The organism is Siccibacter turicensis LMG 23730, from assembly GCF_000463155.2.
GTDB lineage: Bacteria > Pseudomonadota > Gammaproteobacteria > Enterobacterales > Enterobacteriaceae > Siccibacter > Siccibacter turicensis.
In genome coordinates this window covers 388,643-407,480 of sequence record NZ_AWFZ01000017.1, presented here as the reverse complement: position 1 = coordinate 407,480, position 18,838 = coordinate 388,643, and the positions used below count along the sequence as shown (strand labels likewise).

Here is an 18,838-nt window from a genome sequence, read left to right as displayed (position 1 = left end):
CCGGTATCTCACCTGTAAAAAACCCTCTCCTGGCGGAGAGGGTTTTTTTATGGCTGAGGCAGGTGTATCAGTTGTTCTGATATACGTCTTTATAGAGGCGGCTTTCGAAGCGGACCAGCGGGATGCGACGATTACGCTGGTCGGCGGGTTCAACCGCATACCCCGACAGATACTGGACAAACGCCATACGCTGGCCGCTGGCGGTGGTGATAAAGCCGGCCAGGTTATAAACGCCCTGCAGCGACCCGGTTTTTGCGGACACCTTGCCGTCCACGCCCGCAGCGTGCAGACCGGCGCGATACTGAAGTGAACCGTCATGCCCGGCCAGCGGCAGCATCGAGATAAAATTGAGCTGGCTGTCGTTTTGCGCGATGTATTGCAGCACCTGCATCATGGTCGCCGGTGAGATGAGGTTGTGGCGCGACAGGCCTGAGCCATCCACCACCAGACTGTTCCCGAGATCGACCCCGGCCTTCTGACGGAGGATCTGGCGTACGGCGTCGGAGCCGGCGCGCCAGGTACCGGGCACGTTATAGAAGTTATGCCCAATGGTTCGGAACACGGTATCCGCGATCATGTTGTCCGATTTCTTCAGCATGATACGCAGCAGATCGTGGAGCGGGACGGACTGCTTAGTGGCGATCACCGTGCCCGGCTCGTTGGGCTGGGTCTGGCGCAGCAGCGTGCCGTTATAGCTGATGCCCGCGGCTTTCAGCTCCTGCTTGAGGATCGCACCGGCATAGCCAGCGCCGTCCTGGATGGCAAATGCCAGCGGCAGCGGGTCGGCACGCTGAGTCAGGCAGCCGGTCAGCACGTAGCGGTTGAGATCGCCCGGCATGACGTCCAGCTCACAATACTGGGCTTCGGATGAGCCGCGAGGCAGCGTGCGCACCTGGCTGAACACCGTTACCGGATAAAAAGACGCGACGCGCACAAACGCAAAATCGTTGGCTTTCGGGGCGCTGTAGAGCGACACGGAGAAGCAGTTGCGATCGACAATGGCGGCAGCCGGCGGTGCGCTAAAGCACTGCGTCATATCGTTCCACGGCCAGCCTGGCGCTTTGTCATGGCTGGCAAAAATCGAGGTATCGATCAGCACGTTTCCATCGATTTTCTCAACGCCTGCGCGCTTAAGTGTCGCCACCATGTTACGCAGATCCTGACGCTTAAAGCTTGGATCGCCGCCGAAACGGGCGACAAGATCGCCATTCAGAACGCCATCGCGTACCTCGCCTTTGCTTTCAAGGGTGGTGGTAAAGCGGTAATCCGGGCCGAGCTGAAGCAACGCAGCCAGGGCGGTGATCACTTTCTGCGTACTGGCGGGAAGCGCCATTTGCTGACTATGATAATCAATCTGGGGAGCCGGGGCGCCTACCTTCTGTACCATCAACGCCAGGTTGGCGCCGGCGGGTAGCTGATTGATGTACTCCTCAACGTTAGCCGCCTGAACGTGTAAGGCGACCCCTGTGGTCAATCCGATGATAACTCTGGAAAATCGCATAATCTCGCGGTTACAGCCTGGAAACGTGCCGTCATACTACGGTGCATCGCCCTGCAAAGTAAACGATGACCCTCAGGGAACTTCAGGTTAGACTACGTATCAAATTGAGAAATTCGTTGCTGACCTGGGGCTTTGTACCCGGGTCAGTTTTCTTTTGTTTCTTACCCGGGCAGGCACAGTGTTTGCCGGACTGGCAGCAATGCCAGCGCGGAGATGGATCGTACCCGGGAAGAAGGTTTGAAGAGGAGTAACACATGCAAGCGATTCCGATGACCTTACGAGGCGCTGAGAAACTCCGCGAAGAGCTGGAGTTTCTGAAGTCCGTACGTCGCCCTGAAATTATTGCTGCCATCGCTGACGCCCGTGAACACGGCGATCTCAAAGAGAATGCGGAGTACCACGCCGCACGTGAGCAGCAGGGTTTCTGTGAAGGTCGTATTAAGGATATCGAGGCCAAGCTGTCGAATGCGCAGGTTATCGATATCACCAAAATCCCTAACAACGGGCGTGTCATTTTTGGTGCCACGGTGACCGTTCTGAACCTGGATACCGACGAAGAGCAGACCTACCGCATCGTTGGCGACGATGAGGCTGATTTTAAGCAAAATCTTATCTCAGTAAACTCGCCGATCGCACGCGGACTGGTTGCGAAAGAAGTCGACGACGTGGTGGTAATTAACACCCCAGGCGGCCAGGTTGAGTATGAAATCGTGAAGGTCGAGTATCTCTGACGCTGAGAACCGTCATGCGGGCAGATGCCACTAACGTGACAAAGTTACCGGTTAGAATGTAAAGAATAGAAAAAGGCCGCTAGCGGCCTTTCATCAACAAACGGAGCGTGGCATTTTGCACACGTGCTGCCCGGAAAGGACCCGTGTTAGCGTGGTAGCGAAATCTTATGCTCTTTACCAGGACGGTACAGGACGAGCGTTTTACCGATAACCTGTACGTTGCTGGCGCCGGTTTCCCGCACGATAGCTTCCACGATCAGGGTTTTTGTTTCACGATCTTCAGTGGCGATTTTCACCTTGATTAACTCATGGTGTTCAAGCGCTTGTTCAATCTCGGCCAGCACCCCTTCGGTCAAACCATTGTTGCCAAGCATAACGACCGGCTTGAGCGCATGCGCCAGACCTTTAAGGTGTTGCTTTTGTTTAGTACTAAGATTCATCGTATTATTTTTTACTTACGTTGGGATTGAAAACGGTTCATTCTACCGCCATCTCTTCTGAATAGCCAAAGCTGTGTAAGTTTTAGCCTAAGGCATACGATGAACCTGAACCGGAATATCAAATGACAGGTAAAAAGCGTTCTGCCAGCTCCAGCCGCTGGCTCCAGGAACACTTTAGCGATAAATATGTTCAGCAGGCGCAGAAAAAAGGTTTACGTTCGCGTGCCTGGTTTAAACTTGATGAAATACAGCAAAGTGACAAACTCTTTAAGCCTGGGATGACCGTTGTCGACCTGGGTGCCGCCCCCGGTGGCTGGTCGCAGTACGTTGTGACCCAAATCGGTGGCAAAGGCCGTATTATCGCTTGCGACCTCCTGCCGATGGATCCTATTGTTGGCGTAGACTTTCTTCAGGGCGACTTTCGTGACGAATCCGTGGTGAAAGCGCTACTTGAGCGAGTTGGCGAGAGTAAAGTCCAGGTTGTCATGTCAGACATGGCGCCTAACATGAGTGGTACGCCTGCGGTTGATATCCCGCGCGCAATGTACCTGGTTGAACTGGCCCTTGAAATGTGTCGTGACGTTCTGGCACCGGGCGGAAGTTTTGTGGTGAAAGTATTTCAGGGCGAAGGTTTCGATGAGTACCTTAGGGAAATTCGCTCCCTGTTTACGAAGGTAAAAGTTCGTAAGCCGGACTCTTCTCGTGCCCGTTCACGTGAAGTGTATATTGTAGCGACCGGGCGTAAAGTATAACCAGTGGGCATCAGGGTGGAGCGAGGAAGCTTGCCGCTGCGGCTTGAAAGAGACTGGAGATATTGTATCCTGACGCTGTTTTTAACACAGTTGTAATAAGAGGTTAATCCCTTGAGTGACATGGCGAAAAACCTAATTCTCTGGCTGGTCATCGCAGTAGTGCTGATGTCCGTATTCCAGAGCTTTGGGCCCAGCGAGTCGAATGGCCGTAGGGTAGATTACTCTACCTTCCTGCAAGAAGTTAACCAGGATCAGGTTCGTGAAGCACGTATCAACGGACGTGAAATCAACGTTACCAAGAGAGACAATAACCGTTATACGACTTACATTCCGGTTAATGACCCTAAGCTACTTGATAACCTGCTGACCAAAAACGTAAAAGTGATGGGCGAACCGCCTGAAGAACCAAGCCTGCTGGCTTCTATCTTCATTTCGTGGTTCCCGATGCTGTTGCTGATTGGGGTCTGGATCTTCTTCATGCGCCAAATGCAGGGCGGCGGTGGCAAAGGTGCCATGTCGTTCGGTAAGAGCAAAGCGCGCATGCTTACCGAGGATCAAATCAAAACCACCTTTGCTGACGTCGCCGGTTGCGATGAAGCAAAGGAGGAAGTGGGCGAACTGGTTGAATACCTGCGTGAACCTAGCCGTTTCCAGAAACTGGGCGGTAAGATCCCGAAAGGCGTCCTGATGGTGGGCCCGCCGGGTACCGGTAAAACCCTGCTTGCAAAAGCGATTGCTGGCGAAGCGAAGGTCCCGTTCTTCACCATTTCCGGTTCAGACTTTGTTGAAATGTTCGTTGGTGTGGGTGCATCCCGTGTCCGCGATATGTTTGAACAGGCGAAAAAAGCCGCACCCTGCATCATCTTTATCGATGAGATTGACGCCGTAGGCCGTCAGCGTGGCGCAGGTCTGGGTGGTGGTCACGATGAACGTGAGCAGACCCTGAACCAGATGCTGGTTGAGATGGATGGTTTCGAAGGTAACGAAGGTATTATCGTTATCGCCGCAACAAACCGTCCGGACGTGCTTGACCCGGCGCTGCTGCGTCCTGGCCGCTTCGACCGTCAGGTTGTGGTCGGTCTGCCGGATGTGCGTGGCCGTGAACAGATCCTGAAAGTGCACATGCGTCGCGTACCGCTGGCGCCGGACATCGACGCGGCAATCATCGCGCGTGGTACGCCAGGCTTCTCCGGTGCGGATCTCGCCAACCTGGTGAACGAAGCGGCGCTGTTTGCTGCACGTGGCAACAAGCGCGTGGTGTCGATGGTTGAGTTCGAGAAAGCGAAAGACAAAATCATGATGGGTGCGGAACGCCGCTCCATGGTGATGACGGAAGCGCAGAAAGAATCTACCGCGTACCACGAAGCGGGCCATGCGATTATCGGTCGCCTGGTGCCGGAGCATGATCCGGTGCACAAAGTGACTATCATCCCGCGCGGTCGTGCGCTGGGTGTGACCTTCTTCCTGCCTGAAGGCGATGCCATTAGCGCAAGCCGTCAGAAGCTGGAAAGCCAGATTTCTACCCTTTACGGTGGTCGTCTTGCTGAAGAGATTATCTATGGCGTAGAGCATGTCTCTACCGGTGCGTCGAACGACATCAAAGTGGCGACTAACCTTGCCCGTAACATGGTGACCCAGTGGGGCTTCTCCGACAAACTCGGTCCGCTGCTGTACGCGGAAGAGGACGGTGAAGTATTCCTTGGCCGCAGCGTCGCGAAAGCGAAGCACATGTCTGATGAAACGGCACGTATCATCGATCAGGAAGTAAAAGCGTTGATTGAGCGTAACTACAATCGCGCTCGTGAGATCCTGAACGAAAACATGGACATTCTTCACGCCATGAAAGATGCGCTGATGAAGTATGAAACCATTGATGCGCCGCAAATCGACGATCTGATGGCTCGCCGCGACGTACGTCCGCCGGCAGGCTGGGAAGATCCGGGCACCAGCAACAATGACAGCAATGGCACACCGCGTGCGCCGCGTCCGGTTGATGAACCACGGACGCCGAACCCGGGCAACACCATGTCAGAGCAGTTGGACGATAAGTAATTCGCCCAATGTTCGCTGTGCTTCCCCCTTTAAACCCCGGCTGGTCCGGGGTTTTTCTCGTTTAGCTAACCACGATTTTTTGCAGGGTAATGGATATGAAACTCTTCGCTCAGGGCACCTCGCTCGACCTCACGCATCCACACGTTATGGGCATCCTTAACGTCACGCCCGACTCCTTCTCCGACGGCGGCCAGCACAATACGCTGATTGAGGCGGTAAAACACGCTAACGCGATGCTCAATGCCGGGGCGACCATCATTGACGTGGGGGGAGAGTCGACGCGGCCCGGCGCGGCGGAGGTGAGCGTGGACGAGGAGCTGTCCCGGGTGGTGCCCGTGGTGGAAGCCCTGGCGCAGCGGTTTGAAACCTGGATCTCCGTCGATACCTCCCGCCCCGAGGTGATTCGTGAGACGGCGCGGGCGGGGGCGCACATTATTAACGATATTCGGTCGCTGCAGATGCCCGGCGCGCTTGAAGCGGCGGCAGAGACCGGTTTGCCCATCTGCCTGATGCATATGCAGGGCCAGCCAGGTTCGATGCAGGACGCTCCCCATTACGAGAACGTCTTCGCCGATGTAGATCGCTTCTTTAGCGAACAGATCGCGCGTTGTGAAGCGGCGGGCATCGCAAAAGAAAAATTGTTGCTCGACCCGGGGTTCGGTTTCGGTAAAAATCTCACCCATAATTACCAGCTTTTAGCCCGACTCTCAGAATTCCACCACTTCGGCCTGCCGCTGCTGGTGGGAATGTCGCGTAAATCGATGGTAGGGCAGTTGCTCAACGTAGGTCCGGCGGATCGCCTGAGCGGCAGCCTTGCATGTGCGGTCATCGCGGCAATGCAGGGGGCTCAAATCATTCGGGTACATGATGTGAAAGAGACGGTGGAAGCGGTGCGCGTGGTGGAAGCCACACTGTCAGCGAAGGATAAGAAACGCTATGAGTAACCGTAAATATTTTGGTACCGATGGTATCCGTGGCCGCGTAGGCGATGCCCCTATTACCCCCGATTTTGTCCTGAAGCTTGGCTGGGCGGCCGGTAAAGTCCTGGCGCGCCATGGTTCACGGAAAATCATCATCGGTAAAGACACGCGCATTTCCGGCTATATGCTGGAGTCGGCGCTGGAAGCGGGTCTGGCGGCAGCGGGGCTGTCAGCCTCCTTCACCGGTCCTATGCCTACGCCCGCTGTGGCGTACCTGACGCGCACCTTCCGCGCCGAAGCCGGGATCGTTATCTCCGCCTCGCATAACCCGTTCTATGATAACGGGATTAAGTTCTTCTCTATCGATGGCACCAAGTTGCCGGATGAAGTGGAAGAAGCCATCGAAGCGGAAATGGAAAAAGAGATTACCTGCGTGGATTCTGCCGAGCTCGGAAAGGCGAGCCGCATTGTCGATGCAGCCGGTCGCTACATTGAGTTTTGCAAAGCCACCTTCCCGAATGAACTGAGCCTCAGCGAAATGAAAATCGTGGTGGACTGCGCCAACGGGGCGACCTACCACATTGCGCCTAACGTGTTCCGCGAGCTGGGCGCGCAGGTGATTACGGTCGGCTGCGAGCCTGACGGCGTCAACATCAACGAAGAGTGCGGTGCGACGGACGTGCGCATGCTGCAAAAACGCGTAGTGGCCGAAAAGGCCCATCTGGGTATCGCGTTTGACGGCGACGGTGACCGCGTCATCATGGTCGACCATGAAGGCAATAAGGTCGATGGCGACCAGATCCTCTACATCATTGCGCGGGAAGGGCTACGCCAGGGCCAGCTGCGCGGTGGCGCGGTAGGTACACTGATGAGCAACATGGGGCTTGAGCTGGCACTGAAACAGCTCGGCATCCCGTTTGTGCGGGCGAAGGTCGGCGACCGCTACGTGCTGGAGAAGCTGCAGGAAAAAGGCTGGCGTATCGGGGCCGAAAACTCCGGCCACGTTATTTTGCTCGACCAGACCACCACCGGCGACGGCATCGTGGCGGCGCTGCAGGTCTTAACGGCAATGGCGCGCAATCATATGAGCCTGCATGACCTGTGCAGCGGCATGAAGCTCTTCCCCCAGATCCTGGTAAATGTTCACTTCACGCCGGGCAGCGGCGATCCGCTGGAGAATGCTGAGGTGAAAGCCGTAACGGCGGAAGTGGAAGCGGCGCTTGGAAACCGTGGCCGCGTGCTGCTGCGCAAATCCGGTACGGAGCCGCTCATTCGTGTGATGGTGGAAGGCGAAGATGAAGCGCAGGTAGTGGCGTTTGCCAACCGAATCGCGGATGCGGTAAAAGCGGTATAATCACGGTTATCTGCTCAAAAGGGCGGCAATTGCCGCCTTGTTTCTAAACAAAATCACTGTTGTTGCCGTTTTTTTCCGCAGTTAGCGCATCGACATGAATTTGCTCTTGCTAAGGCGATACGCTTTGGTTAGTATTCTCACCCGCTTCACAGGGGAATGACAAGTGGCCCCGCATTGACTAGTTTGAAGCATTGGTATGCGGTTAACCCGCAAGGAACAGGTTGATTATGTACGAAGCTCTTTTAGTTATCTTCCTTATTGTAGCAATTGGCCTTGTAGGTCTTATCATGCTGCAGCAAGGTAAAGGCGCTGATATGGGAGCCTCCTTTGGAGCTGGCGCTTCCACTACACTGTTCGGTTCAAGTGGTTCTGGTAACTTCATGACCCGTATGACAGCTGTACTGGCTACGCTGTTCTTCATCATCAGCCTGGTACTGGGTAATATCAATAGCAACAAAACGAACAAAGGAAGCATGTGGGATAACCTGACTCAGCCTAACGCTGAGCAGACTGCACCAGCGGCGCCTACCAAGCCGACGAGTGATATTCCGCAGTAATTTGTCGCATCAAACACGGTAGTGCTGAATGCCGTGTTCTAAGTGCCGAGGTGGTGGAATTGGTAGACACGCTACCTTGAGGTGGTAGTGCCCGAATGGGCTTACGGGTTCAAGTCCCGTCCTCGGTACCAAATCCCAGCAAAACTTGCATTTTATGCATTTTAGGCGTAATATTCGCCACGTTTTCGGACGCGGGGTGGAGCAGCCTGGTAGCTCGTCGGGCTCATAACCCGAAGGTCGTCGGTTCAAATCCGGCCCCCGCAACCACTTTCCCTTAGAGTTCTTTTTCAAATATACTGTGTAGAGCGGGATACGCTTTTTTCACTGGGTTTTGAAAAAAATTCTGTTGGAGAGTGCTCCAGGTCACCATGGTGACTTACAGGGTTCAGTTATATAAAGCCCCGATTTATCGGGGTTTTTTGTTATCTGACTTCAGAATAACTGGGCTTAATGCCCTTTTTTTATGTCTTGGGGGTGGGCTTGTCCACATTAGAGCAAAAATTAACAGAGATGATTACAGCACCGGTTGAAGCGCTGGGCTATGAACTCGTCGGTATCGAATTCATTCGCGGTCGCACATCGACGCTGCGCATCTATATTGATAGTGAAAATGGTATCAATGTTGATGATTGCGCTGATGTCAGCCACCAGGTAAGTGCCGTTATGGATGTTGAAGATCCCATCACAGTGGCATACAACCTTGAAGTTTCCTCTCCTGGCCTCGATCGCCCGTTGTTTACCGCGGCACATTACCTCTCTTTCATCGGCGAAGAAGTTGCACTGGTGCTGCGTATGGCAGTACAGAACCGCCGCAAATGGCAGGGCATCATTAAAGCCGTAGATGGCGAAATGATCACCGTGACGGTCGATGGCAAAGATGAAGTATTCGCGCTGAGCAACATTCAGAAAGCGAACCTGGTTCCCCACTTTTAACATTCTGGATTGAGGCGAAGGCCCCCGATGAACAAAGAAATTTTGGCCGTTGTTGAAGCTGTTTCTAACGAAAAAGCGGTTCCACGCGAGAAAATTTTCGAAGCGCTGGAAAGTGCCCTGGCCACGGCAACTAAGAAAAAATATGAGCAGGAAATCGACGTACGCGTCAGCATCGATCGCCGCAGCGGCGATTTTGACACCTTCCGTCGTTGGGTTATCGTAGAAGAAGTAACCCAGCCTACGCGTGAAATCACGCTGGAAGCGGCGCAGTACGAAGATCCGTCTCTGAACCTTGGCGATTACGTTGAAGACCAGATTGAATCTGTTACCTTCGACCGCATCACGACGCAGACCGCCAAGCAGGTTATCGTACAAAAAGTTCGCGAAGCCGAGCGCGCGATGGTCGTTGACCAGTTCCGCGAGCACGAAGGTGAAATCATCACCGGCATCGCGAAGAAAGTGAATCGCGACAGCATCACCCTGGATTTAGGGAATAATGCTGAGGCAGTTATTCCGCGTGAAGATATGCTGCCGCGCGAAAACTTCCGTCCAGGCGATCGTATTCGTGGCGTACTCTACGCTGTACGCCCTGAAGCGCGTGGTGCGCAGCTGTTTGTCACCCGTGCGAAGCCGGAAATGCTGATTGAGCTTTTCCGCATCGAAGTACCGGAAATCGGCGAAGAAGTTATCGAGATCAAAGCGGCAGCGCGCGATCCGGGCTCACGTGCGAAAATCGCCGTGAAGACCAACGATAAGCGTATCGATCCGGTAGGTGCTTGCGTAGGCATGCGCGGTGCACGCGTTCAGGCTGTGTCAACCGAGCTTGGCGGCGAACGTATTGATATCGTGCTGTGGGACGACAACCCGGCGCAGTTCGTCATCAACGCTATGGCGCCAGCCGACGTTGCGTCTATCGTTGTCGACGAAGACAAGCACACCATGGATATCGCCGTGGAAGCGGGTAACCTCGCTCAGGCGATTGGTCGTAACGGTCAGAACGTCCGCCTTGCCTCTCAACTGAGTGGCTGGGAACTGAACGTGATGACGGTTGAAGACCTTCAGGCAAAACACCAGGCAGAAGCCCACGCAGCGATTGATACTTTCACGAAGTATCTGGATATCGACGAAGACTTCGCGACCCTACTGGTTGAAGAAGGCTTCTCCACGCTCGAAGAACTGGCTTACGTGCCAATGAAAGAGCTGCTGGAAATTGACGGTCTCGATGAGGCGACCGTTGAAGCACTGCGTGAACGTGCGAAAAATGCACTCACGACGCTGGCTCTTGCACAGGAAGAGAGCCTGGGTGATAAAAAGCCGAGCGAAGACCTCCTCAATCTTGAAGGAATGGACCGTACTCTGGCTTACAAACTGGCTGCTCGAGGTGTTTGTACGCTTGAAGATCTCGCCGAACAAGGCGTAGATGACCTGTCAGATATCGAAGGGTTAACGAATGAGAAAGCCGGTGAGCTTATCATGGCGGCCCGTAATATCTGCTGGTTCGGCGACGACGCGTAATAAACTGTAGCAGGAAGGAACAGCATGACTGATGTAACCGTAAAAACGCTGGCCGCAGAGATTCAGACCTCAGTGGACCGCCTGGTACAGCAATTCGCTGATGCAGGGATCCCTAAGTCGGCTGAAGATTCTGTCACCGCACAAGAGAAACAAGCTTTACTGTCGCACCTGAACCGTGAACATGGTTCGGCGCCAGATAAGTTGACATTGCAGCGCAAAACGCGCAGTACTTTAAATGTCCCGGGTACCGGTGGGAAGAGTAAATCGGTACAGATCGAAGTCCGCAAAAAACGCACCTTTGTAAAACGCGATCCGCAAGAGGCCGAGCGCCTTGCCGCGGAAGAAGAAGCGCAGCGTGAAGCGGAAGAGAAGGCCCGTCGTGAAGCAGAAGAAACTGCCAAGCGCGAAGCTGAGGAAAAAGCGAAACGTGATGCAGAAGCTAAAGCAAAACGCGACGCTGACGAACAGGCTAAACGCGAGAACGCTGAAAACGCGAAACGCGGAGCTGCGGAAAATAGCAAAGTGAGCAATCAACAGACCGACGACATGACCAAAACTGCACAGGCTGAAAAAGCTCGCCGCGAAGCGGAAGCCCTTGAGCTCAAGCGTAAGGCGGAAGAAGAAGCCCGCCGTAAGCTCGAAGAGAGCGCCCGCCAGGTAGCGGAAGAAGCGCGCCGCATGGCCGCTGAAAATGAGAAAACCTGGGCTGAAACCCCTGAGAAACCGGAAGAAGCGACTGACTACCACGTCACCACTTCTCAGCACGCCCGCCAGGCAGAAGACGACAACGATCGTGAAGTCGAAGGCGGTCGTAGCCGTGCTCGCCCAGCGAAAGCCGTGCGTCCGAAGAAAGGCAATAAGCACTCTGAATCAAAAGCTGACCGTGAAGAAGCGCGTGCCGCGGTACGTGGCGGCAAAGGCGGGAAGCGTAAAGGCAGCTCTCTGCAGCAGGGCTTTAACAAGCCGGCGCAGGCGGTTAACCGCGATGTTATCATCGGCGAAACCGTAACCGTTGCCGAACTGGCTAACAAAATGGCCGTTAAAGGTTCTCAGGTCATCAAAGCGATGATGAAACTGGGCGCCATGGCCACCATCAACCAGGTGATCGATCAGGAAACTGCTCAGCTGGTCGCCGAAGAGATGGGCCATAAAGTTATCCTGCGTCGTGAAAACGAGCTGGAAGAAGCGCTGATGAGCGACCGTGATATGGGTGCTCAGGCGGAAGCCCGCGCGCCGGTTGTGACCATCATGGGTCACGTTGACCACGGTAAAACCTCTCTGCTCGACTACATTCGCTCCACCAAAGTGGCGTCTGGCGAAGCAGGCGGCATTACCCAGCATATCGGTGCTTACCACGTCGAAACCGACAACGGTATGATCACCTTCCTGGATACCCCGGGCCACGCCGCGTTTACCGCGATGCGTGCACGTGGTGCGCAGGCAACGGATATCGTGGTACTGGTTGTTGCAGCGGACGACGGCGTGATGCCGCAGACCATCGAAGCTATCCAGCACGCGAAAGCGGCGCAGGTGCCGGTTGTGGTTGCGGTTAACAAAATTGATAAGCACGAAGCCGATCCGGATCGCGTGAAGCAGGAACTCTCCCAGTACGGCATCATGCCGGAAGAGTGGGGCGGCGAGAGCCAGTTCGTCCACGTATCAGCGAAAGCGGGTACTGGTGTTGATGAACTGCTGGACGCTATCCTGCTGCAGGCGGAAGTTCTGGAACTTAAAGCGGTACGCAGCGGTATGGCGAGCGGTGTTGTGATCGAATCCTTCCTGGATAAAGGTCGTGGCCCGGTTGCAACCGTGCTGGTTCGTGAAGGTACCCTGAACAAAGGCGATATCGTACTGTGTGGCTTTGAATACGGCCGTGTACGTGCGATGCGTGATGAGCTTGGCCGCGATGTATCCGAAGCGGGCCCGTCTATCCCGGTTGAGATCCTGGGTCTCTCCGGTGTGCCGGCTGCCGGTGACGAAGTTACCGTGGTGCGTGACGAGAAGAAAGCCCGTGAAGTGGCGCTCTATCGTCAGGGCAAGTTCCGCGAAGTCAAACTGGCGCGTCAGCAGAAATCCAAGCTGGAAAACATGTTTGCCAACATGACCGAAGGCGAAGTTCACGAAGTGAACATCGTTCTGAAGTCCGACGTACAGGGTTCTCTGGAAGCGATCTCCGATTCGCTGCAGAAACTCTCTACCGACGAAGTGAAGGTGAAAATTGTCGGCTCCGGCGTCGGTGGTATCACCGAGACCGATGCTACGCTGGCGGCTGCGTCTAACGCGATTATCGTTGGCTTCAACGTCCGTGCCGATGCGTCTGCTCGTCGCGTGATTGAAGCTGAAAGCCTGGATCTGCGTTACTACTCCGTCATCTATAACCTGATCGACGAAGTGAAAGCGGCGATGAGCGGCATGCTCTCTCCGGAACTCAAACAGCAGATCATCGGCCTGGCCGAAGTGCGCGACGTGTTCAAATCACCGAAATTTGGCGCGATTGCCGGCTGTATGGTTACCGAAGGTATCGTGAAACGTCACAACCCGATTCGTGTCCTGCGCGACAACGTGGTTATCTATGAAGGCGAGCTGGAGTCCCTGCGCCGCTTCAAAGATGACGTCAACGAAGTGCGTAACGGCATGGAGTGTGGTATCGGCGTTAAGAACTACAATGATGTTCGCACTGGCGATACGATCGAAGTCTTCGAAATTATCGAGATTCAGCGCAGCATCGATTAATCCTCCTTGCCTTCGGGTAACGACCTGAAGCGAGCAGCGGTTAATCGCATTGTAAGCCGGGAGCGCGCTACGCTTCCCGGCACATATTTCAAAAGGGGCTTTTAGCCCCTTTTTAGTCTTTAGTGTGGAGAATTATTATGGCGAAAGAATTTGGTCGCCCGCAGCGCGTGGCTCAGGAGATGCAAAAAGAGATTGCCATCATCCTGCAACGTGAAATCAAAGACCCGCGCGTCGGTCTGATGACCACCGTATCCGGCGTGGAAGTATCACGCGATCTGGCCTATGCCAAAGTGTTTGTCACCTTCCTGAACGACAAAGACGAAGAAGCGGTCAACGCAGGTATCAAAGCGTTGCAGGACGCGTCTGGTTACATCCGCTCGCTGCTGGGTAAAGCCATGCGCCTGCGTATCGTGCCTGAACTGACGTTCTTCTACGATAACTCGCTGGTTGAAGGGATGCGCATGTCCAACCTCGTGAGCAACGTCATCAAGCAGGACGAGTCTCGCCGCGTTAACCCGGACGACACGAAGGAGGATTGATGAGTCGTCCTCGTCGTCGCGGTCGCGATATACACGGCGTGCTGTTGCTGGACAAGCCTCAGGGGCTCTCCTCCAATGACGCGCTGCAAAAAGTTAAACGTCTCTACAATGCCAATCGCGCAGGGCATACCGGCGCGCTGGATCCGTTAGCGACGGGCATGCTGCCGATCTGCCTTGGGGAAGCCACTAAGTTTTCCCAGTACCTGCTGGATTCCGATAAACGCTACCGCGTGATTGCGAAACTGGGCCAGCGTACGGACACCTCCGACGCTGACGGGCAGATTGTCGAAGAGCGTCCGGTCAACTTCAGCGCTGCGCAGCTTGCTGACGCGCTGGAAAGCTTCCGTGGCGATACCGAGCAGGTTCCCACCATGTTCTCTGCGCTCAAGTACCAGGGCAAACCGCTCTACGAGTACGCGCGTCAGGGAATCGTGGTGCCGCGTGAAGCGCGACCCATTACCGTTTATGAGCTGCTGTTCATTCGTCACGAAGGGGATGAGCTGGAGCTGGAAGTGCACTGCTCCAAGGGGACGTACATTCGCACCATCATCGACGATCTCGGTGAGAAGCTCGGCTGCGGTGCGCACGTTATCTTCTTGCGTCGCCTGGCGGTGAGTAACTACCCGATTGAACGCATGGTCACGCTGGAACAGCTGAATGCGCTGGTTGAAGAGGCGCAGACGCGCGACATTCCGCCGGGCGAACTGCTTGATCCGCTGCTGATGCCGATGGACAGCCCCGCCGCCGATTTCCCGCTGGTGAATCTCCTGCCGGAGGTTGCCGTTTACTTTAAGAACGGTCAGCCGGTACGGGTAGCCAATGCGCCGCTGAACGGGCTGGTGCGCGTGACCGAAGGCGCGGAAGCGAAGTTTATCGGCATGGCCGAAATCGACGACGAGGGGCGTGTTGCTCCGCGTCGGCTGGTCGTAGAGTACCCCGCATAAGCGATGTCGCGACCTTGCGATAACAGGTGGCGACAGGTAGAATATTGCGGCTTAACACGCCTGTGTCATGTTTAACATTTCACGGTGTGTTCATTGGGGATGCTGAATTAGAGATCGGCGCCTCGTTATTTATCTAAAAACTGGAGTTCAAAATGTCTCTAAGCGTTGAAGCTAAAGCTAAAATCGTTTCTGAGTTCGGTCGTGGCGAAAACGACAGCGGTTCAACTGAAGTACAGGTTGCCCTGCTGACTGCACAGATTAACCACCTGCAGGGTCACTTTGCAGAGCACAAAAAAGATCACCACAGCCGTCGTGGTCTGCTGCGTATGGTTTCTCAGCGTCGTAAACTGCTCGACTACCTGAAGCGTAAAGATGTTGCACGCTACACCGCGCTGATCGAGCGTCTGGGTCTGCGTCGCTAATTCTTGCGAGTTTCAGAAAAAGGGGCCTCTGTGGCCCCTTTTTTCGACCTGACGGCAGCAATTATTGGGAAACTAATGTATTGTTGCAAAGCATGATCTTCATTGCAGAGGTTCGCGCGGCTAATGAGAAGGGTGCCCCGATAAAGAACGGGTCTGACTTGTCATTAGTCGCGAGGATGCAGGAAGATCGGTCACCAGACAGCACGGCTAATGGCGTGCTGTCATTCATTAAGAAAGGGTATAATTTTGCTTAATCCGATCGTTCGTAAATTTCAGTATGGTCAACATACGGTAACGCTGGAGACCGGCATGATGGCCCGTCAGGCCACCGCTGCCGTGATGGTGAGCATGGATGACACTGCGGTTTTCGTGACCGTAGTTGGTCAGAAGAAAGCGAAACCAGGCCAGGACTTCTTCCCGCTGACCGTTAACTATCAGGAGCGTACTTACGCTGCTGGCCGCTTCCCGGGTGGCTTCTTCCGTCGTGAAGGCCGTCCTGGCGAAGGCGAAACCCTGATTGCGCGTCTGATTGACCGCCCGGTTCGCCCGCTGTTCCCGGAAGGCTTCGTTAACGAAGTACAGATTATCGCCACCGTTGTGTCCGTTAACCCACAGGTTAACCCGGATATCGTTGCTATGATCGGCGCCTCTGCTGCGCTGTCCCTGTCTGGTATTCCGTTCAACGGCCCAATCGGCGCCGCTCGCGTCGGTTACATCAATGACCAGTACGTACTGAACCCGACTCAGGCTGAACTCAAAGAGAGCAAGCTGGACCTGATCGTTGCCGGTACCGAAGGCGCTGTGCTGATGGTTGAATCCGAAGCAGAACTGCTGAGCGAAGACCAGATGCTGGGCGCGGTTGTGTTTGGTCATGACCAGCAGCAGGTTGTTATCCAGAACATCAACGAGCTGGTGAAAGAAGCGGGTAAACCGCGCTGGGACTGGCAGCCGGAAGCGGTAAACGACGCGCTGAACGCACGCGTTGCTGCTCTGGCAGAATCCCGTCTGAGCGATGCATACCGCATCACCGACAAACAAGAACGCTACAGCCAGATCGACACCATCAAATCTGAAACCATCGCGACACTGCTGGCGGAAGATGAGTCGCTGGACGACAACGAGCTGGGCGAAATTCTGCACGCTATCGAGAAAAACGTGGTGCGTAGCCGCGTACTGGCGGGTGAGCCGCGTATCGATGGCCGTGAGAAAGACATGATCCGTGGTCTGGACGTTCGTACCGGCGTACTGCCGCGCACGCACGGTTCCGCGCTGTTCACCCGTGGTGAAACGCAGGCGCTGGTTACCGCGACCCTGGGCACAGAGCGTGACGCGCAGAACATCGATGAACTGATGGGCGAACGTACCGATCGCTTCCTGTTCCACTACAACTTCCCTCCGTACTGCGTCGGCGAAACCGGCATGGTAGGGTCTCCGAAGCGTCGTGAAATTGGTCACGGTCGTCTGGCGAAGCGTGGCGTACTGGCAGTCATGCCGACCGCCGATCGTTTCCCGTACACCGTACGTGTGGTTTCTGAAATCACCGAATCCAACGGTTCCTCGTCTATGGCTTCCGTGTGTGGCGCCTCTCTGGCCCTGATGGATGCAGGCGTACCGATTAAAGCAGCCGTTGCGGGTATCGCGATGGGCCTGGTGAAAGAAGGCGACAACTACGTTGTGCTGTCTGACATTCTGGGCGACGAAGATCACCTGGGCGATATGGACTTCAAAGTTGCGGGTTCCCGCGAAGGTATCACTGCGCTGCAGATGGATATCAAAATTGAAGGCATCACCCGTGAGATCATGCAGGTTGCGCTGAACCAGGCGAAAGGTGCACGTCTGCACATCCTGGGCGTGATGGAACAGGCTATCAACGCACCGCGCGGTGATATCTCTGAATTCGCTCCGCGTATTCACACCATCAAGATCAACCCGGACAAGATCAAAGACGTCATCGGTAAAGGCGGTTCTGTTATCCGTGCTCTGACCGAAGAAACCGGCACCACCATCGAAATCGAAGATGATGGCACCGTGAAGATCGCAGCTACCGATAACGACAAAGCAAAACACGCTATCCGTCGTATCGAAGAGATCACTGCTGAAATCGAAGTGGGCCGTATCTACAGCGGTAAAGTGACCCGTATCGTTGACTTCGGCGCGTTTGTTGCCATCGGTGGCGGTAAAGAAGGTCTGGTACACATCTCTCAGATCGCTGACAAGCGCGTTGAGAAAGTGACCGATTACCTGCAGATGGGCCAGGAAGTACCGGTTAAAGTTCTGGAGGTTGATCGCCAGGGCCGCGTACGTCTGAGCATCAAAGAAGCATCCGAGCAGACTCAGCCTGCTGAAGCACCGGCCGCGCCGGCTGCACCAGAAGCCGAGTAAGGTTTGCCATTTAGCTCTCCATGGCGACATGGAGAGCTGTTTGATACACGGCATGATGCTGTGTTTGCAGCCGGGGAACAGGATGTTCATCCAATTGTTGTCGTCGGGAGTAGGAAATGAAGCCTTTTTTGCGCTGGTGTTTCGTTGCGACAGCTTTAACGCTGGCAGGATGCAGCAACTCTGCCTGGCGTAAGAGTGAAGTCCTGGCAGTGCCATTGCAACCGAGCTTGCAGCAGGAAGTCATTCTGGCACGCATGGAACAAATCCTCGCAAGTCGGGCTTTAACCGATGATGAACGCGCACAGCTTTTATATGAGCGCGGAGTGTTGTATGATAGTCTCGGTCTGCGAGCCTTAGCGCGTAATGATTTTTCACAAGCGCTGGCAATCCGACCTGATATGCCTGAAGTATTCAATTACTTAGGTATATACTTAACGCAGGCGGGCAACTTTGATGCCGCCTATGAAGCGTTTGATTCTGTACTTGAGCTTGATCCAACTTACAACTACGCGCACTTAAATCGCGGTATCGCTCTCTACTACGGCGGTCGTGACAAGTTAGCGCAAGATGATCTGCTGGCGTTTTATCAAGACGATCCCAATGATCCTTTCCGCAGCCTGTGGCTTTACATCGTTGAGCAGAAGCTCAATGAGAAGCAGGCCAAAGAAGCGTTACAACAGCGCTTCGAGAAGTCGGATAAAGAACAATGGGGATGGAACATTGTCGAGTTCTGGCTGGGTAACATTAGCGAAGCAACGCTGATGGAACGCCTGAAGTCAGACGCAACGGATAACACCTCGCTCGCTGAGCATCTCAGTGAAACCAACTTCTATTTAGGTAAGTACTACCTAAGTCTGGGGGACAGGGACAGCGCTACGGCACTGTTCAAACTGGCGGTTGCAAACAACGTACACAACTTCGTTGAGCACCGTTACGCATTGTTGGAATTAGCGCTCTTGGGCCAGGAGCAAGAAGACCTGGCAGAATCGGACCAGCAATAGCTGACGAACTTTCAGCCCAAATTTCCTTGTAAGTCATCACCTTAGCGGGTGAGGGCTTGTTT

16 protein-coding genes and 2 tRNA genes are annotated in these 18,838 nt (G+C 54.7%); 16 read left to right on the top strand and 2 right to left on the bottom strand.

The window, feature by feature from the left end:
* Positions 1 to 67 precede the first annotated feature (67 nt).
* Positions 68 to 1,501, bottom strand: a complete 1,434-nt coding sequence (gene dacB, locus DW58_RS03800) for a serine-type D-Ala-D-Ala carboxypeptidase (RefSeq protein ID WP_024562578.1) — start codon at positions 1,499 to 1,501, stop codon at positions 68 to 70.
* 254 nt (positions 1,502 to 1,755) lie between these two features.
* Here dacB and greA point away from each other — a divergent pair, with 254 nt between their 5' ends.
* On the top strand, positions 1,756 to 2,232 hold the full coding sequence (gene greA / locus DW58_RS03795; RefSeq protein WP_024550859.1) for a transcription elongation factor GreA: 477 nt from the start codon (positions 1,756 to 1,758) through the stop codon (positions 2,230 to 2,232).
* 146 nt (positions 2,233 to 2,378) lie between these two features.
* Here the strand turns inward: greA and yhbY are convergent, their stop codons facing one another.
* Positions 2,379 to 2,672 carry a ribosome assembly RNA-binding protein YhbY gene (gene yhbY, locus DW58_RS03790; RefSeq protein WP_024550858.1) on the bottom strand — a complete coding sequence of 98 codons (294 nt, stop codon included), beginning with the start codon at positions 2,670 to 2,672 and terminating at the stop codon, positions 2,379 to 2,381.
* Between the two features lie 122 nt (positions 2,673 to 2,794).
* Between yhbY and rlmE the strand changes: the two genes are divergently transcribed.
* The 15 genes from rlmE (at position 2,795) to nlpI (ending at position 18,776) form a co-directional block, all read left to right on the top strand.
* A complete protein-coding gene (gene rlmE / locus DW58_RS03785; RefSeq protein WP_024550857.1) occupies positions 2,795 to 3,424 on the top strand; it encodes a 23S rRNA (uridine(2552)-2'-O)-methyltransferase RlmE in 630 nt (209 codons plus the stop codon).
* 120 nt (positions 3,425 to 3,544) lie between these two features.
* The gene (gene ftsH, locus DW58_RS03780) at positions 3,545 to 5,476 is read left to right on the top strand and encodes an ATP-dependent zinc metalloprotease FtsH (protein ID WP_024562577.1); all 1,932 of its coding nucleotides are present in this window, start codon (positions 3,545 to 3,547) and stop codon (positions 5,474 to 5,476) included.
* A gap of 95 nt (positions 5,477 to 5,571) precedes the next feature.
* Positions 5,572 to 6,420 (top strand): dihydropteroate synthase, encoded by an 849-nt coding sequence (gene folP / locus DW58_RS03775; protein WP_024548130.1) that lies wholly within the window; start codon positions 5,572 to 5,574, stop codon positions 6,418 to 6,420.
* Positions 6,413 to 7,750, top strand: a complete 1,338-nt coding sequence (glmM, locus tag DW58_RS03770) for a phosphoglucosamine mutase (RefSeq protein ID WP_024548131.1) — start codon at positions 6,413 to 6,415, stop codon at positions 7,748 to 7,750. Before folP ends, glmM begins: the two co-directional genes overlap by 8 nt.
* Before the next feature lie 227 nt (positions 7,751 to 7,977).
* Positions 7,978 to 8,307, top strand: coding sequence for a preprotein translocase subunit SecG (secG, locus tag DW58_RS03765; protein WP_024548132.1), 330 nt, complete (start codon positions 7,978 to 7,980; stop codon positions 8,305 to 8,307).
* A gap of 44 nt (positions 8,308 to 8,351) precedes the next feature.
* Positions 8,352 to 8,438: transfer RNA gene (locus tag DW58_RS03760), tRNA-Leu, on the top strand.
* A gap of 59 nt (positions 8,439 to 8,497) precedes the next feature.
* A tRNA-Met gene (locus DW58_RS03755) sits at positions 8,498 to 8,574 on the top strand.
* A gap of 213 nt (positions 8,575 to 8,787) precedes the next feature.
* Positions 8,788 to 9,240: a ribosome maturation factor RimP gene (rimP, locus tag DW58_RS03750; protein WP_024548133.1), complete on the top strand. Its 453-nt coding sequence runs from the start codon at positions 8,788 to 8,790 to the stop codon at positions 9,238 to 9,240.
* Between the two features lie 27 nt (positions 9,241 to 9,267).
* Complete coding sequence (gene nusA / locus DW58_RS03745; protein ID WP_024548134.1) at positions 9,268 to 10,755, top strand: transcription termination factor NusA; 1,488 nt, start codon at positions 9,268 to 9,270, stop codon at positions 10,753 to 10,755.
* A 24-nt stretch (positions 10,756 to 10,779) separates the two neighbouring features.
* Positions 10,780 to 13,488 carry a translation initiation factor IF-2 gene (gene infB, locus DW58_RS03740; protein WP_024548135.1) on the top strand — a complete coding sequence of 903 codons (2,709 nt, stop codon included), beginning with the start codon at positions 10,780 to 10,782 and terminating at the stop codon, positions 13,486 to 13,488.
* A gap of 137 nt (positions 13,489 to 13,625) precedes the next feature.
* On the top strand, positions 13,626 to 14,027 hold the full coding sequence (gene rbfA / locus DW58_RS03735) for a 30S ribosome-binding factor RbfA (RefSeq protein ID WP_024548136.1): 402 nt from the start codon (positions 13,626 to 13,628) through the stop codon (positions 14,025 to 14,027).
* On the top strand, positions 14,027 to 14,971 hold the full coding sequence (gene truB, locus DW58_RS03730; protein WP_024548137.1) for a tRNA pseudouridine(55) synthase TruB: 945 nt from the start codon (positions 14,027 to 14,029) through the stop codon (positions 14,969 to 14,971). Before rbfA ends, truB begins: the two co-directional genes overlap by 1 nt.
* Before the next feature lie 152 nt (positions 14,972 to 15,123).
* Positions 15,124 to 15,393 (top strand): 30S ribosomal protein S15, encoded by a 270-nt coding sequence (rpsO, locus tag DW58_RS03725; protein WP_004385056.1) that lies wholly within the window; start codon positions 15,124 to 15,126, stop codon positions 15,391 to 15,393.
* A 246-nt stretch (positions 15,394 to 15,639) separates the two neighbouring features.
* Positions 15,640 to 17,775, top strand: coding sequence for a polyribonucleotide nucleotidyltransferase (gene pnp, locus DW58_RS03720; protein WP_024548138.1), 2,136 nt, complete (start codon positions 15,640 to 15,642; stop codon positions 17,773 to 17,775).
* Between the two features lie 116 nt (positions 17,776 to 17,891).
* Positions 17,892 to 18,776, top strand: coding sequence for a lipoprotein NlpI (gene nlpI, locus DW58_RS03715; RefSeq protein WP_024548139.1), 885 nt, complete (start codon positions 17,892 to 17,894; stop codon positions 18,774 to 18,776).
* The last annotated feature ends 62 nt before the right edge of the window (positions 18,777 to 18,838 follow it).

What these genes read in the sequence shown, in the direction of transcription:
- infB (WP_024548135.1), top strand. Translation starts at nt 10,780, where the DNA reads ATGACTGATGTAACCGTAAAAACGCTGGCCGCAGAGATTCAGACCTCA.
- truB (WP_024548137.1), top strand. Translation starts at nt 14,027, where the DNA reads ATGAGTCGTCCTCGTCGTCGCGGTCGCGATATACACGGCGTGCTGTTG.
- rbfA (WP_024548136.1), top strand. Translation starts at nt 13,626, where the DNA reads ATGGCGAAAGAATTTGGTCGCCCGCAGCGCGTGGCTCAGGAGATGCAA.
- ftsH (WP_024562577.1), top strand. Translation starts at nt 3,545, where the DNA reads ATGGCGAAAAACCTAATTCTCTGGCTGGTCATCGCAGTAGTGCTGATG.
- dacB (WP_024562578.1), bottom strand. Translation starts at nt 1,501, where the DNA reads ATGCGATTTTCCAGAGTTATCATCGGATTGACCACAGGGGTCGCCTTA.
- nusA (WP_024548134.1), top strand. Translation starts at nt 9,268, where the DNA reads ATGAACAAAGAAATTTTGGCCGTTGTTGAAGCTGTTTCTAACGAAAAA.
- rlmE (WP_024550857.1), top strand. Translation starts at nt 2,795, where the DNA reads ATGACAGGTAAAAAGCGTTCTGCCAGCTCCAGCCGCTGGCTCCAGGAA.
- nlpI (WP_024548139.1), top strand. Translation starts at nt 17,892, where the DNA reads ATGAAGCCTTTTTTGCGCTGGTGTTTCGTTGCGACAGCTTTAACGCTG.
- yhbY (WP_024550858.1), bottom strand. Translation starts at nt 2,672, where the DNA reads ATGAATCTTAGTACTAAACAAAAGCAACACCTTAAAGGTCTGGCGCAT.
- rpsO (WP_004385056.1), top strand. Translation starts at nt 15,124, where the DNA reads ATGTCTCTAAGCGTTGAAGCTAAAGCTAAAATCGTTTCTGAGTTCGGT.
- folP (WP_024548130.1), top strand. Translation starts at nt 5,572, where the DNA reads ATGAAACTCTTCGCTCAGGGCACCTCGCTCGACCTCACGCATCCACAC.
- secG (WP_024548132.1), top strand. Translation starts at nt 7,978, where the DNA reads ATGTACGAAGCTCTTTTAGTTATCTTCCTTATTGTAGCAATTGGCCTT.
- greA (WP_024550859.1), top strand. Translation starts at nt 1,756, where the DNA reads ATGCAAGCGATTCCGATGACCTTACGAGGCGCTGAGAAACTCCGCGAA.
- glmM (WP_024548131.1), top strand. Translation starts at nt 6,413, where the DNA reads ATGAGTAACCGTAAATATTTTGGTACCGATGGTATCCGTGGCCGCGTA.